This is a genomic window from Pseudanabaena sp. lw0831 (genome assembly GCF_016584665.1).
Lineage (GTDB): Bacteria > Cyanobacteriota > Cyanobacteriia > Pseudanabaenales > Pseudanabaenaceae > Pseudanabaena.
Genome location: NZ_BBJB01000115.1, coordinates 1 through 14,360, shown reverse-complemented (window position 1 = coordinate 14,360; position 14,360 = coordinate 1). Strand labels below are relative to the sequence as shown.

Sequence of the window (14,360 nt, the reverse complement as noted above, 5' to 3'; positions counted from 1 at the left end):
CCACTATGTCCTATGCTGTAATTTATGATGGCAATTGTAATCTCTGTGCTAACTTTGTCAGCATCTTAGAGAAGTTTGATCGCGGTCGTCAGTTTTGCTATATCCCGATGCAAGATGATCAGACATTGCAGCAATTTAATGTCACACCTGAGGATTGTGAAATGGGGATGATTTTAATCGATCGCACAGATCCTACGCAAAGATGGCAAGGTAGTGATGCAGCCGAAGAAATTACGCGATTATTGCCAATGGGTAGAGCTTTAATTGCTGTTTATCGGGCGATCGCTCCAATTAAAACTCTTGGAGACTCAACCTATATCCAGATTCGCGACAATCGCTATAAATTGTTTGGAAAACGCGATCGCACATATCACACCGCTTATCCAGTTGGCTGTGCTGCCGATAAGCCAAATACTTCATGCTCCCTCTAGCTATGCTACCCAAGATAGAGTTGCGGCGCGAAGCACCGCAACTCTATCTTGGGTTTTTAGAGCGGCTATAGCGATATAATCAATTCTGGAAAGTTACAGGGCAAAATCTGTGTATAAAGTCTCCTCCGCTCAAAAACAATACAATACCTATACCTTGTCTGATGACAGTACAGGTTCTCAGATAGAAGTTGTCCCAGAACGTGGTGGCATCGTCACTAGCTGGCTTATTAATGAGCAAGAAGTTTTCTATCTTGACGCTGAACGCTTTACCCATCCAGATCTGAGTGTTAGAGGTGGCAATCCGATCCTGTTCCCGCTCTGTGGTAATTTGCCTAATGATACCTACAATGTTGATGGAACGGATTACAAGATCAAACAGCATGGCTTTGCCCGCGAGTTACCTTGGACAGCTACAGCACAGAGTGCAAGTGACTGTGCAAGCGTCATAGTTGAGTTGAGTAGCAACGAACAAACCAAGCTTGTCTATCCCTTTGACTTCCATTTAGCTTTTACCTATGCATTGCGCGGTAATACTTTAGAGGTTCGTCAGGAATACAAAAATCTTTCCTCTACACCAATGCCTTTCTCTTCTGGGTTTCATCCCTATTTTCTCTGCGGCAACAAAAGTAAAATCGCGGTGGATATTCCTTCTGTCGGCTATCAAGATAATCGCACAAAAGAGAATTTCGCTTTCGATGGTAAGTTTAACTTTGAGCAAGATGAGATTGACTCGGTGTTTGGCAAGCTTTCCAGTCGTTCAACTTCAGTAACTGATAACGATCGCAAGCTCAAGATTGCAATCGATTACGATGATTTTTATACTTATCTTGTATTTTGGACAGTTAAGGGCAAAGACTTCTATTGTCTAGAGCCTTGGAGTGCGACTCGTAATTCTCTAAACACCAAAGAGTATTTGACTGTGCTGGAGCCTAATGCTAGTTGTACTGCTGTCATGCAGATTACGGCAAACTTCTTTTAAATTAAGTGCTTTGGCGTACTAAAACCAAAAAGAATCAAAGCACCCGCTACGCGGGTGCTTTGATTCTTTTAGTTTTTAGTTATTTGGTCATCCGTAGAGAAATCAATATCTGCTTGCTGACGATTTGAAGGAAGATAGTCATGTTCAAAAGATGTTTGCAATCCAGATAATAGATCGTATTTGGGATTCCAGTTTAAATCTTGCTGGGCTTTGGTGACGGTCGCGAAGAAATGTTGTAAGCGGAATGGGAATGCTTTCTTTTTGCCAAAGTCAAAATCTTTGGGATTGTAATAGACAAAGTTGAGTTGACTGGGATCTTTACCAGCAGCGATCGCACATTGTTGGGCTAGTCCGATAAAGGTGACATAGCGCGTATCAGAGACATTATAAATTTCGCCGATCGCTTTTTGATTGCCTAAGACGGCTGCCATTGCGGAAGCGAGATCTTCGACATGACCGAGTTGGGTAATAAACTTGCCATTGCCAGGAATAGGAATTGGGCGATCGCGGACAATGCGATCAAAGAACCATGCTTCGACATCGTTATAGTTTTGTGGTCCATAAATATAGGTGGGACGAATGGAAGTATAGGGTAATCCTGATTCAGCACGGACTTGTTGCAAATAGGCTTCGGTGTCCAGCTTGCCTTTATGACGGCTCTTTGGATCAGTAGCATCGGATTCTTGGTAGGGCAGAATATCGCTATCGAGATATACACCTGCGGAACTCATGTACACAAAATGCTGAAGGCGATCGCGAAAAATCTCGACTAGTGGCTGAGTATCGCTAAGTTCGCGACCGTTATTATCGAAAATCGCATCAAAGGATTCACCACTGAGTTTGTCCTGCAATTGTTGCGAATCAGTGCGATCGCCAATAATCGTGCGAAGTCCTGCTACGGGTGATGGCTTCTTGCCACGATTAAATAAAGTTACTTCATGTCCCTGTGACACCAACAATTTGACTAGCGACACACCGATAAATCTTGTGCCGCCCATTACTAAAATTTTCATTTTTTAATTGATTTTAATTGCATTTACTAAGTAACTAGGCAAATGCCAAAATCTGTACCGCCCGCGTAGCGGGCGGTACAGATTTTGGTTTTGGTTTTTTAATTACGTCTAGCTACTTAAACTCAGAATATAGCGTTTTGCGCTGAAGATTCCGCGATGACGCTAGTATTAAATGGTGCTGTTTGTATTGCTAATCTAAGCAAGTAATCGGAATTATGCGGCGACTGATCGGAATTTTTGTAATTGGGCTGTTGAGCTTTGTCTTAGCGATCGCGGCAGGTGCTCAGAACTTTGTACCACCTACGCAACTGCATCTTACTTATCCACCGTTGCGACATATCACCACCAGCGATCGCCTATTTTTTATTGGGACTGCGCCTAAAGATGGCAATTTCAGTATTAATGGCAAACCCATATCACGAAGTGAGGCTGGACATTTTGCACCGAGTTTGCCGCTTCAGTTGGGTGAAAATAATTTTGCAATCAAATACGTTAACGGGAAAGGCGATCTCAGTAGTGAGCGTCAGATTAATGTCAAAGTTTTAAGGGATTCACGAATTACATTGCCGCCAAAAGATATTGGATTTGTCAAAGAATCACTATTGCCAACTGTGGATACTGCGCGACAACCCAATGAAAGAATCTGCTTCGATGCGATCGCTACGCCCAATTCAACAGTTTTAGTGAGAATCAGCGATCTCGAAATCCCCCTCTTACCGCGTCGTCGCAATGTCCAGTTACCGCCAAATTCTTCTGTACTAACAGGCAACAATGAAGCTACAGCCGAATCTCCTTCAGGATATTTTCGCGGCTGTACCACTTTTGAGAAGCCAAGCCAATTGGGTTATCCTGAATATGAAATGCGCTTGGGCGATCGCATTGTCAAGCAAAAAGCCAAAGGTAACCTAGAGATTCTCTCCCAGACTAATATCCAAGTTGCCGAAGTAACCGCGATTGCGGCTGACGCGAGAACAGGGGCAAGTACTGATTTCTCAAGGCTAACGCCTTTGCCTAAAGGAACCAAAGCTGTAGTTACAGGTAAGCAAGGTGATTGGTTACGGCTTGACTATGGCGGCTGGGTGAGAAAGAGTATGACTAAGCTTGAAGCCGCAGAGCCACCACCGCCCTCAATTGTCCGCAGCATTAATACTAAGCGAGTTGGCAATCAAAATAATCTGTGGACAGAGGTGACAATTCCCCTAGAAGCACCAGTGCCTCTAGCGATTACCCAAGGCGATCGCATATTTTCTTTCACTCTCTATAATGTGACTGCTCAAACTGATACGATTTCAATCGATCCAGACTCGATTATTAATAAGCTGGAATGGGTACAAACCGACCCTAGCAAGGTGACCTATACGATTAGTCTCAAGCCAAAGCAGCAATGGGGATATAAAGTTCAATACCAAGGTTCAAATCTGATTTTGTCCCTTAAACATCCACCGATTCTTGCGACCGATACATCAAGTAATTCGCAACCACTGCAAGGGGTGAAAATTCTCGTCGATGCAGGTCATGGAAGCACTCAAGATTTAGGATCGCGAGGTCCAACAGGCTACCCCGAAAAGGATGTCACACTGATCACATCAAAACTATTCCAAACTGAACTACAAAATCGCGGTGTGAAGGTAATTATGACCCGTACTGATGATGCTGATGTTCTTTTGGAGCCAAGGGTCGATAAAATTAATCAAGAAGAACCAACCCTAGCGATTAGCATCCATTACAACGCTTTGCCTGATAATGGTGATGCGATTAATACGTCAGGGATGGGAAGCTTTTGGTACAATCCACAGGCGCAAGACTTTGCCAAGTTTATTAATGCTTATGTCGTGAAAAAGCTGAATCGTGCTGATTATGGAGTTTATTGGAATAATCTTGCCCTCGCCCGTCCCACAGTTGCTCCATCCGTACTTTTGGAATTAGGCTTTATGATTAATCCTGTCGAGTTTGAATGGATTATCGATCCGCAACAACAAAAGTTACTGGCTAAGACCCTTGCCGATGGCGTTACCGAATGGATTTTGAATGCTGTTAAGTGATCCAAACCAATTTTGGTCTAGCTTCCATTTTGGCGAACTGATCAATGCTTATATCCCACTGATGGTATGGACAGGGGTTGGCTTAGTAGCGTCCAGATTTGCGCCGCTCCATACCTCCAAATTTATGGGCATCACTCTTTACTGGGTTGGAGTGCCATTGCAACTATTTGTCCTCGCCAGACACACGCAATTTTCAGATACTCCTTATATTCCCTATGTGGCGATCGCAGCCTTGATTCTCAGTTGGCTGTTGGCTTTAGTCGGTTGGCAGTTTGCGAAACAGGAGCATAGCGATCGCTCTAGTTTGGGTAGCTTTATTTTGGCAACAATGCTGGGCAACACAGGATTTGTGGGCTTGACGCTAACCAGTTCTCTGGCAAGTTCCACCTATGCTGATTGGGCAGTTTTATACAGCATCGCTAGTAACGTCGCTGGCAATTATGGAATTGCTGTTTTTATTGCCAGCTACTTCGGCAAAAGTGATGTGAAGCCGACTTGGTGGAAACTATTGCTTGATGTTGCCACTGTGCCAAGTCTATGGGCTTTTGCGATTGGTTGGTATACGCGTCCTATCGGGTTACCTGAGGCGATCGAGTCGGGGTTGGATATTGGCGTATGGGTGACGATCGCTTTTGCTTTGTCTCTAGTGGGATTACGATTAGGCAAAATCGAAAAATGGGACAGTCTCAAACCTGCGGCGATCGCGGCTTTTTTGCGCGTGGGCATCGTACCTTTAGCGATCGGGCTAGGAGCCACGATGTTTGGACTCCGCAACGATCCCCGTCTGATTCTCACGCTGATGTCAGGTACACCCACAGGTTTATCGGTGCTAATTCTGGCTGAAGTCTATAACCTCGATCGCGATTTACTGATCAGCACGATCGCCTTTTCTTTCATCGGACTAATTTTTATGCTCCCGATCTGGATCGTCTTTTTTGGCTAAAGCGATCGCAAAAAACAAAACCGAAAAGAGAGTTGAGGCGCTTCGCGCCTCAACTCTCTTTTCGGTTTTGAATGACTACAGCGATACAAAGCGCCGCCTCCATTTTTGGGTTATGATCGATCGCGTCGGTTATCTATAAGTATGACGCTAGTCGCTCATCATTTCAAAGCAAGCATGAAGTATCAAGCCCGTATATTTGTTACCTTACGTCCATCGGTTCTCGATCCCGCAGGTACTGCTGTCCAGTCGGCGTTAAAGCAAATGGATTATCACGTTGACTCAGTCCGTATTGGCAAGTATGTTGAAATTATCTTAGATGCAGCAGATGAGGCGGAAGCATCCCAAAAGCTAGATGAAACCTGCGATAAGCTTTTGGCAAACCCAGTTATTGAAAACTATCGGTTTGAGTTAACCATAATTGAGGAGTCAAAGTCATGAAGTTTGGCATCCTCGTTTTCCCTGGCTCCAATTGCGATCGCGATGTTGCCACAGTCACCAGCGGTATTTTGAAACAGCCCACAAGGTTAATCTGGCATACAAATACAGACATTAGTGATTGCGATGTAATCGTCGTGCCTGGGGGATTTAGTTATGGTGATTATTTGCGCTGTGGCGCGATCGCGAGATTTGCACCCGTAATGAGATCGCTACAGGAACATGCGGCTAAAGGTAAATATGTACTCGGTATCTGTAACGGATTTCAGATCTTAACGGAATCTGGACTATTGCCAGGTGCTTTAGTTCGCAATCGAGATTTGCATTTTATTTGCGATCGCGCCCCGCTACGAGTTGAGCGCAATGATTTAGCCTTCACAAAGAAATATCAAAAACAGCAAATTATTACCCTCCCGATCGCCCATGGAGAAGGTTGTTATTTTGCGGATGCTGATGCTTTAAAAGAACTCGAAGATAACAATCAAGTCGTGTTCCGCTATTGCGATGCGATCGGTAATGTTAATGACGATGCCAACCCTAATGGCTCACTGGACAATATTGCAGGAATTTGCAACAAACAAGGCAATGTGCTTGGGATGATGCCGCATCCAGAAAGAGCTGCGGAAGATATTTTGGGTGGAACCGATGGCAAAGCATTATTTGAAGGACTGGTGGAAGTATTAGTTGAGAGATTGTTAGTCAATGCCTAGTCTTTACCTAATCCGCCATGGCATTGCCGAGGATCGCGGGAATTACGAAGATGATACGCAACGTCCTCTCACTGAGGAAGGGCGCAAAAAAACTAAGCAAGTTGCCAAACGTCTCTATGAATTGGGTTTGCGCTTTGATCTCTTGCAAACTAGTCCTTTAGTTCGCGCTCAACAGACCTCTGAGATTTTTGCTAATGTTTTTAGTGACTGTCCTGTGCAGCAGCTATCAGAACTTGCTCCTAATGGCAGTTTTGAAGATTGGCTGAAACGGGTGGCTGCATGGCTCGCTCAACATCCACAACCTGCTAGAGCTTCATTAGGGATTATTGGTCACGAGCCAGATCTGACCACTTGGGCAGAAATGCTTGTCTGGGGAGAATCTAAGGGTGTTTTAGTTTTAAAAAAAGCTGGGATTATTGGTCTAGTTCTACCCGAAACGCAACCTTGGACGAGTAATGGAATTCTATTTTTATCCATTCCACCCAAGTTACTGATTTAATGGAGCTAGGACTTAGGCAAACAAACCAAGAACTCAAATTCTTGGTTTATTTGCCTAAATCCTATTTTTGTTAGGCGATCGCACAATGAGTTTTACCCCGCCCTCCAAATTCTAAAATCTCTTGGAAGGTTAAACTAATGGATAATTCATTCTACTTCCTCACCTTTAACCAGCCAAATACTTGATCTACAGTTAAATTTAATTCTGTTTCCAAAAAATTAGGTACAAGTAATTTCTGAGCAACATTTATTTCACTATTGATTTCGATTGGTTGGCGATCGCGTTGAAATATTAACAGCGATCGCTCCTTCGGAAATAGTAACCATCCCATTTCTGTACCATGCTTGAGGCAATGCAAAATATTACTAATCACTCTCATCGGTGCTTGTTCTGGCGATAAAATTTCAATCACCCAATCAGGATACATAGAAAATACATTCTCAATTTCTCCTTCCGCATTAATAGGCAATCTCTCCCATCGAAACACTGCCACATCTAGCACAATTGACCGATTTCCAAAGGTACAACGCAATTCTGGTAAAGCTAAGGCTATTTGTTTGTCTTCAGTTACAGCATTAACGGTATTACAAAATTTAAGCTGAAGTCGGGAATGTTGACCTTGTTGCCTTGGCTTCTGATAAATCGAACCGTTAATATATTCACTAGCGGGCTTCGTTTCTGGTTGAGACAGAAAGCGATCGAGCGTTGTTGTGGAAGCACTATGGTTAGAGAGGGTCATCGCAGTTTGCCCTTGGGAGAGAGGTTATACTTTTACAGAAATTATTGCCTAAGTTTACAAATGAGTACAGATCCACAGTTTAACGATATTTTGCTGTATACCTCTCCTGATGGAGCACTAAAAATTGAGGTGATTTATGAGGGTGAAACTTTTTGGCTGAGTAAAAAAAATCTCTCAACTTTTTAATGTCAGTGTCCCCACAATTAATGAGCATTTGCAAAACATTTTTCAAATAGGTGAGCTAGAACAGGTTTCAACTATTAGGAATTTCCAAATAGTTCAACGTGATGTAGGCTGCCAAATCCTGAAATGATGATGAAACTTGGGCTAAAATAGCAAGAGCTTTTCTAGGGTTGGTGAAATATGTTCAAGGGACTATGGCAAAGTTCGTGGAAGTTGCTCAATACAGATATTTCTGTTGGAGAGACGATACAAGGTGGTGTTGATACGACGAAAGCCGTTTTGGATTTATCCAAAGCGATAAATGAAAACAAAACTCTGCCTGAACTAACGCCTCTCATTGGACATCTTTCTTCAATATTGGATGTTTTGAATCTGCCGATTGTGCAGCTAGCGGGTTCAGCGTTGCCATTTGTCTCGATCGCTAGTAAGTTGTTGCAGTTTTATCTGGATAGCACTAAGGAAGATCCATCCTTAGAAGATTGTGTTGAATTGGTGGGACAAGCGGCTTATTTAGAGAGTTTTAAGAAGTTTTTTAGTGATGATGCTAATAAGCATTTGTTGGAGAAGTTAAATAAGGCAAGAGCATCCGATCGCCTTCAGAAAGAAATTTCACAATTGAGCAAGAAGCTTACTTTAACTGAGCCTGAGGCTAAGACTGTTTTACTTTGCTTTCATGAGTCGAAGTTAGCGGCAGATTTGAATCCTATTGTTTTAGAGCGGTTGGTTGAGGCGGGGATTGAGGCGGGGCAAGCGAAGATTATTGTCGAGCGGATTTCGCGGATGACGCATCGGGAAATTAAACCTGCGTTGGCGGAAATTAAGGACAAGGTGAATAAGCTAAATGCGATTTTCGGTAGTGAGTGGCAGCGAGAGCTAGAAACCTATTACAGCATTGACAAATATTTAGGAGATTTCATTGCAAAGCAGCCTAGTGAGCCAGTTTTTGACGCGGGTTTTGGATTTAAAGATATCTATGTAGAGTTGCAGATTGCAGAGATCGCAAAAGATGGTAGCAATAACGAACCTCAATTTATTGAAGAATGGGCGCTAGGTTTACTCAATGATGAGAGCAAATCGGGACAGGTACTATTTATCCAAGGGGAACCAGCGCGAGGGAAGAGTGTGTTTTGTCGGATGTTTGCAGATCGCGTTAGGCGGGAGCTATATCCGATTTGGATTCCGATTTTAATTAGATTGCGGGATATTACTAATTTTGCGGATGATTTTGATAAGGTGCTAGGTTATGCAGTAGATCAATCTTTTGCAACTAGTGATAACTGGCTCAGGAATCGTAATACTCGCTTTTTGTTTGTATTAGATGGATTTGACGAGCTTCTACTAGAGCGCGTTAGAGATTTCAATCTCAAAGATTTTCTGGATCGGGTATCTGAGTTTCAAACTAAATGTCAGGGCAATAGTGAGCGTGGACATAGAGTAATTATTACAGGCAGACCACTTGCACTATTTGGTATTGAGAAAGATATGCCCGACGATTTGGAACGGGTAAAAATTCTTGATATGAGTGCAGAATTGCAGGAGAAGTGGTTACAGAACTGGGCAAAACTTAAAGGTGCAGATAAAGCTCAAGAATTTAAGGATTTTCTAAGTGATCTAAACTGTCCTGAACAGGTTAAAACATTAGCGAAAGAGCCGATGCTAATGTACTTTTTGGCAGCAATGCACACGGATGGAAACCTTAAGATTGAAAACTTTCAAAATGCAGGCAATAGTACCAAAATTTTGATTTATGAGCAGACATTGGATTGGGTTTTAGATAAGCAACGCACTAAAGGCAGAAAAAATCTCAATCATGAATTGACAAGCTTAGAGAACGAAGAACTTCGCTATATCTTGAAAGAGGCTGGGTTATGTGTTGTACAGTCTGGAGGGATATTTACTACCTTAGACGCTATAAAAGACAGATTACCGCCCAATCTAGTTACTAAACTGAAAACTGACTCAGAAAATAAAGAAGGTAATTTACCTGTAGCATTAGCAACTTTCTATTTGAAATCATCAGATACTAAAGATAATTCTATGGAATTTCTGCACAAGAGTTTTGGTGAGTTTCTTTGTGCAAAGAGATTTGTTGATAGTTTAATGGAATGGTCACAGCAAAAGCCAGATCCAAGTAATCCTCATCTTCAAGTTTGGAAAGTGGATAAGAAAGATTTAGAGCGGCAGATTTACGACTTTTTTGGTTTTGGAGCGCTCACTTCTGAGATTGTGGAATATTTGGTGGCTTTGATTGAAAGGGAATTTGCTGGCAAAGATGATGATTTTGAGAGGTTGTTTAAGCGCTTATATGGGTTTTATTGGGCTTGGAGTGATGGGGAATTTATTGAGGCGGTTGGGTCAGATAGTAAGCCTATGCCACTCAGAAAAGCAGGTCTGATGCAGAAGCAAGGTGTTGCGATCGGGCAACGTAAGGTTGATGTTTATACAGGCTTAAATGTTTTGATCTTGATGTTTACTTTTCATCGTTATGCTAAGTTAAATTCAAATCTACAAGGGAACGTAGCATTTCATCCTTTGCAATACCAAGATAAGGGAAGACAAGTATTTGATCCATTCCGATTGCTACGAATCATCAACTACAGTCAAAGTTTTGGCATTGGCTTTTTTATCAATATAATTGGTCGATATCTAAATAATGTAGACTTTAGCGGTATAGACAATACAAGTACAACAGATCTAAGGAGTGCATTTCTAGCAGACGTATCTTTTAACGAAGCTAATCTCAGAAATGTAGATCTAGGTCACGCATTTCTCAGAGGGGCAAAGTTCAATAATGCCGATCTAGGTAATGTCAACCTTAGTGGCGCAGATTTGCAATATGCAGATTTTTTATGTGCTAATCTTAGCTCAGCAAATCTTCAATATGCAAACTTGAACAATGCACATCTTAATAACACTAATCTGATCAGTGCAAACCTTGAAAAGGCAAGTCTTAATGGTGCTTTTCTTAGAGGTGCAAAACTTATTAATGCAGATCTCAATGGTGCAGATATAAGTAATACTAATTTGAGAGACACTGATTTTAAGTTGGCAAATCTTAAAAATATTGTGTGGAATGAACGTACAGATTGGTCAAAAGCTAAGGGATTAAATGAAGCAGTGAATATACCTCCCAATTTATCTGAAAATCTACAATTCAAAAATGCAGTTTTTCTTTGTGAATATATCAATAATGAATCAAATATAAATTCATAATCTTGACTAAGTTATGAATGGGCTATCAACAAAAAACTCAATATCCATTTATTTGAAATTATTTTAATTTAATAATGTTAATAGAATAAAAAAATGAACATAAGACACGTTAGTGAAGTCAGTTCCCTAAGATATAAAAATATTGACTTAGATCAAGGATTGAAACTTAGTGAAGGATTAAATATATTTATTGGCTCTAATGGCTCTGGTAAAAGTAACTTTATTGCCTTATTAAAGTTCTTAAAAGATGGTATTTGGGACGAATCTTTGTCGGATAAAAACGGCACTACAAATTTTATAAAAGCAATATCACAGTTAGGCGATTCTAGAATTCTGAATGCATCGAATTCTCCACCAGAGAAAGTGGACTTAATATTTACATTTGCAATTGATAATTTTATTAATATTGAAATAAGCTTTTATTTGTCAATCTTATGTTCTTCTAAAAGATTTCCACAAATTCACAAAGAATCATTGTCTGTATATAAGCCTAAAAAAGATACTAAACCCTTATATTATTACCAATTTCCATACAAATCAAACGAATATGGAGCTGTTTTTGATACTGAAGATAGTTTGCATTTAAGATGTACTAAAGTAACCGAAATTCCATCTAATGAAATTGGCTTAACTATTATGCCAAAACTACTAGAGGGTATAAAAGATCTTCCAAAAACAGAAACTCTATTTAATATTCGTCGTCAAATCATTAACCTTATATCTGATTGGCGATTTTACAGCGCTAATAATATGAATCTAAAAGAGATTCGTAACGCAGAACCAGAAATCGGCTCTCTAGAGAAATATCTCAATCCTAACTGTGAAAACCTCGCCCTAGTCCTAGACAACCTCATCCAAGAAAACATCGACTTTGAAGACCAACTCAACGTCATCATGCGCGACATCGTGCCACAAACAAAACGCATTCGCCCCATCAGAACAGGCAGAACCAGAATTAGCATTGAATGGCATTTACAAAATACCAAACGTCCCCTATACCTTGATGAAATGTCCGATGGCACAGTCAGAATGCTATGTTGGGCAATCATTCTCAACTCCCCTAACTTACCCTCCCTCATCGTCATTGACGAGCCAGAAGTCGGCTTACATGTTCAATGGTTGAGCTACCTCGCCGAATGGATTAAAAACGCCGCCGCTAGAACACAAGTGATCATCACCACCCATAGCCCCGACCTATTGGATAAATTTACAGACCGACTCGAAAATGTCCATGTCTTTGAAGCCTCCAACCCAGAGCAAACCCTATTCCATGTCAAAACCCTATCCAGAGAACGCCTCCAAGACCGCCTAGATGAAGGTTGGGAACTTGGCGATCTCTATCGAGTTGGTGAACCTGAAATCGGAGGCTGGGCGCTGTGATTGTATGGGTATTTGCAGGAGGAGGACAATCGGAAATATCAGGATTACTTCCCTACTTACGCAGAGAATTTCCAAATTGTGACTTCCAAAGAGTGATACCAGTTAGTAATAAGGAAGGCATAAAACCCAACAAACTAGGTGCAAAACCTAAGACAGATCGAGCATCTCAAGGCTTGACAGGTAAATCATTGCTCAAAGAAATTGAGGAGAGATTAAATCACAAGTTCAGATTAAACGATCCTATGTGCGATCTTATTTTGATTTTTGACGATCTCGACTATCCACCCCAAGGCATTAACGATCCAAACGAGTTCTGTCAAATGAAAACTCAAGAATTTGCAGATCTCCTAGATCGGGTATGGGAAAATAACCCCAACATTCCGCCAGTTAATCACATCATCGGATTCGCCAAACCAGAATTAGAGTCTTGGGTCGTTGCCGATTGGGAGCAAACCTTAGCAAAAGATCCCGATTTTCGCGATAAATGTAAGGCAATGCAGCACTGGCTCGTAACCGATCGCCAATTATCCTTTCGCGATCCTGAAGATTTTGGGCTAAACCCCAAATTTCCCCAGAGCTATCATCAAAAGCTTTCCAACGCGATTATCCAAGCCTCAGAACAAAAAGAAGGCATGAGATATTCTAAACAACTACATACCGCCCGTTTTATTAGACAACTTGATTCTGCGATCGCTCAACAAAAATGTCCAGAGTTTCGCAAATTTTTTACTAGCTTGTCTCGTCTCACAAGTCCCTCAAAAAGCTAATAGCTAGCTAGCAGCTATACCCCATAGACTACAATCTTAGATGAATTAAGAATTTAAGCATCATGTTTCAACCCCAAGCCGCAATCATCGCTGACAGCATTAACTTAACAGGCGATCGCCTGACCACCTTTGTGCTGACCTACCACCGCATGATTCACTCAGAATTCATGACCCATCGAATGCTCAGCAAAAACAATGGTAGATCAAATTACATGATTCAAATCCGATGGCGAGAGGCGATCGTGAATGATTTGACCATCACGAAACCAAATAATCCGTCGCGAATTTCGAGCCACATCGGCTTCGTGCGTAACCATTACCACCGTAATCCCACTAGCATTTAACTCACCAAATAGTTCCATCACTTCAGCCGTAGTTCTCGAATCTAGCGCCCCTGTGGGTTCATCTGCTAGCAACATTACAGGATTATTAACGATCGCTCTCGCGATCGCTACTCTCTGCTGCTGTCCACCCGACATTTGGTTAGGTCGATTATTTAATCGATGTCCCATGGCTACCCGTTCGAGTGCTACTACTGCTCTTTCTTTTTGTTCCTTAGGACGAATATTGGCATAAGCCATCGGCAACATCACATTCTCCATTGCCGAGAGTTGTGGTAACAGATGATATTGCTGAAAGATAAAGCCGATTTTGAGATTGCGAACTTTAGCAAGATCGCGTTCCTCCATATGAGAGACATCTTGTTCATCTAGAAAATATTGACCTGATGTACTGCTATCAAGACAGCCAATGATATTCATACAAGTTGATTTGCCAGAACCAGAAGCACCCATAATCGCGCAATATTCGCCTTCTTTAATCACAAAGCTAACATCATCCAGTGCTTTCACTAGCGTATCGTCCTGACCGTAAAATTTACAGACATTATTCAGGCGGACGATTTCGCGTCTAGAATCATCAGCTATTTCGGGAATTGATGCGATCGAGCTGGTAGTAATCATAATTTATTTTTTAGTGAGGTCTCTCAATAGAATAATTGATCCAAACTTGTTGTGGCGGGCGCAG

At 41.7% G+C, this 14,360-nt stretch carries 14 protein-coding genes; 11 read left to right on the top strand and 3 right to left on the bottom strand.

What is annotated here, in order from left to right:
* The first annotated feature begins 5 nt into the window (after window positions 1-5).
* Together APA_RS23645 and APA_RS23640 are read left to right on the top strand one after the other, a co-directional pair.
* Complete coding sequence (locus APA_RS23645; RefSeq protein WP_201324676.1) at window positions 6-431, top strand: thiol-disulfide oxidoreductase DCC family protein; 426 nt, start codon at window positions 6-8, stop codon at window positions 429-431.
* Between the two features lie 109 nt (window positions 432-540).
* A complete protein-coding gene (locus APA_RS23640; RefSeq protein ID WP_201324675.1) occupies window positions 541-1,410 on the top strand; it encodes an aldose epimerase in 870 nt (289 codons plus the stop codon).
* Between the two features lie 68 nt (window positions 1,411-1,478).
* Here APA_RS23640 and APA_RS23635 read toward each other — a convergent pair whose 3' ends face one another.
* A complete protein-coding gene (locus tag APA_RS23635; RefSeq protein WP_201324674.1) occupies window positions 1,479-2,423 on the bottom strand; it encodes an NAD-dependent epimerase/dehydratase family protein in 945 nt (314 codons plus the stop codon).
* A gap of 215 nt (window positions 2,424-2,638) precedes the next feature.
* Between APA_RS23635 and APA_RS23630 the strand changes: the two genes are divergently transcribed.
* The 5 genes from APA_RS23630 (at window position 2,639) to sixA (ending at window position 7,052) form a co-directional block, all read left to right on the top strand.
* The gene (locus APA_RS23630) at window positions 2,639-4,465 is read left to right on the top strand and encodes an N-acetylmuramoyl-L-alanine amidase (protein WP_201324673.1); all 1,827 of its coding nucleotides are present in this window, start codon (window positions 2,639-2,641) and stop codon (window positions 4,463-4,465) included.
* Complete coding sequence (locus APA_RS23625) at window positions 4,452-5,408, top strand: AEC family transporter (protein WP_201324672.1); 957 nt, start codon at window positions 4,452-4,454, stop codon at window positions 5,406-5,408. The genes APA_RS23630 and APA_RS23625 overlap by 14 nt, the downstream gene beginning before the upstream one ends.
* A 174-nt stretch (window positions 5,409-5,582) precedes the next feature.
* Window positions 5,583-5,846, top strand: coding sequence for a phosphoribosylformylglycinamidine synthase subunit PurS (purS, locus tag APA_RS23620; protein WP_201324760.1), 264 nt, complete (start codon window positions 5,583-5,585; stop codon window positions 5,844-5,846).
* Complete coding sequence (gene purQ / locus APA_RS23615; protein WP_201324671.1) at window positions 5,843-6,553, top strand: phosphoribosylformylglycinamidine synthase subunit PurQ; 711 nt, start codon at window positions 5,843-5,845, stop codon at window positions 6,551-6,553. The genes purS and purQ overlap by 4 nt, the downstream gene beginning before the upstream one ends.
* A complete protein-coding gene (gene sixA / locus APA_RS23610; RefSeq protein ID WP_201324670.1) occupies window positions 6,546-7,052 on the top strand; it encodes a phosphohistidine phosphatase SixA in 507 nt (168 codons plus the stop codon). The genes purQ and sixA overlap by 8 nt, the downstream gene beginning before the upstream one ends.
* A 151-nt stretch (window positions 7,053-7,203) precedes the next feature.
* Here the strand turns inward: sixA and APA_RS23605 are convergent, their stop codons facing one another.
* Entirely contained in the window at window positions 7,204-7,791 is a 588-nt protein-coding gene (locus APA_RS23605; RefSeq protein ID WP_201324669.1) for a Uma2 family endonuclease, read from the bottom strand.
* Between the two features lie 60 nt (window positions 7,792-7,851).
* Here APA_RS23605 and APA_RS25540 point away from each other — a divergent pair, with 60 nt between their 5' ends.
* The 4 genes from APA_RS25540 to APA_RS23590 all read left to right on the top strand — a co-directional run bounded on the left by APA_RS25540 (window position 7,852) and on the right by APA_RS23590 (window position 13,334).
* Window positions 7,852-7,977, top strand: coding sequence for a hypothetical protein (locus APA_RS25540; protein ID WP_268962223.1), 126 nt, complete (start codon window positions 7,852-7,854; stop codon window positions 7,975-7,977).
* A gap of 177 nt (window positions 7,978-8,154) precedes the next feature.
* A complete protein-coding gene (locus APA_RS23600; protein WP_201324668.1) occupies window positions 8,155-11,187 on the top strand; it encodes a pentapeptide repeat-containing protein in 3,033 nt (1,010 codons plus the stop codon).
* Window positions 11,188-11,280: 93 nt separating this feature from the next.
* Window positions 11,281-12,567, top strand: coding sequence for an AAA family ATPase (locus tag APA_RS23595; protein ID WP_201324667.1), 1,287 nt, complete (start codon window positions 11,281-11,283; stop codon window positions 12,565-12,567).
* The gene (locus APA_RS23590) at window positions 12,564-13,334 is read left to right on the top strand and encodes a DUF4276 family protein (RefSeq protein WP_201324666.1); all 771 of its coding nucleotides are present in this window, start codon (window positions 12,564-12,566) and stop codon (window positions 13,332-13,334) included. The genes APA_RS23595 and APA_RS23590 overlap by 4 nt, the downstream gene beginning before the upstream one ends.
* A 203-nt stretch (window positions 13,335-13,537) precedes the next feature.
* Here the strand turns inward: APA_RS23590 and APA_RS23585 are convergent, their stop codons facing one another.
* Window positions 13,538-14,296 carry an ABC transporter ATP-binding protein gene (locus APA_RS23585; protein ID WP_201324665.1) on the bottom strand — a complete coding sequence of 253 codons (759 nt, stop codon included), beginning with the start codon at window positions 14,294-14,296 and terminating at the stop codon, window positions 13,538-13,540.
* Window positions 14,297-14,360: the final 64 nt, after the last annotated feature.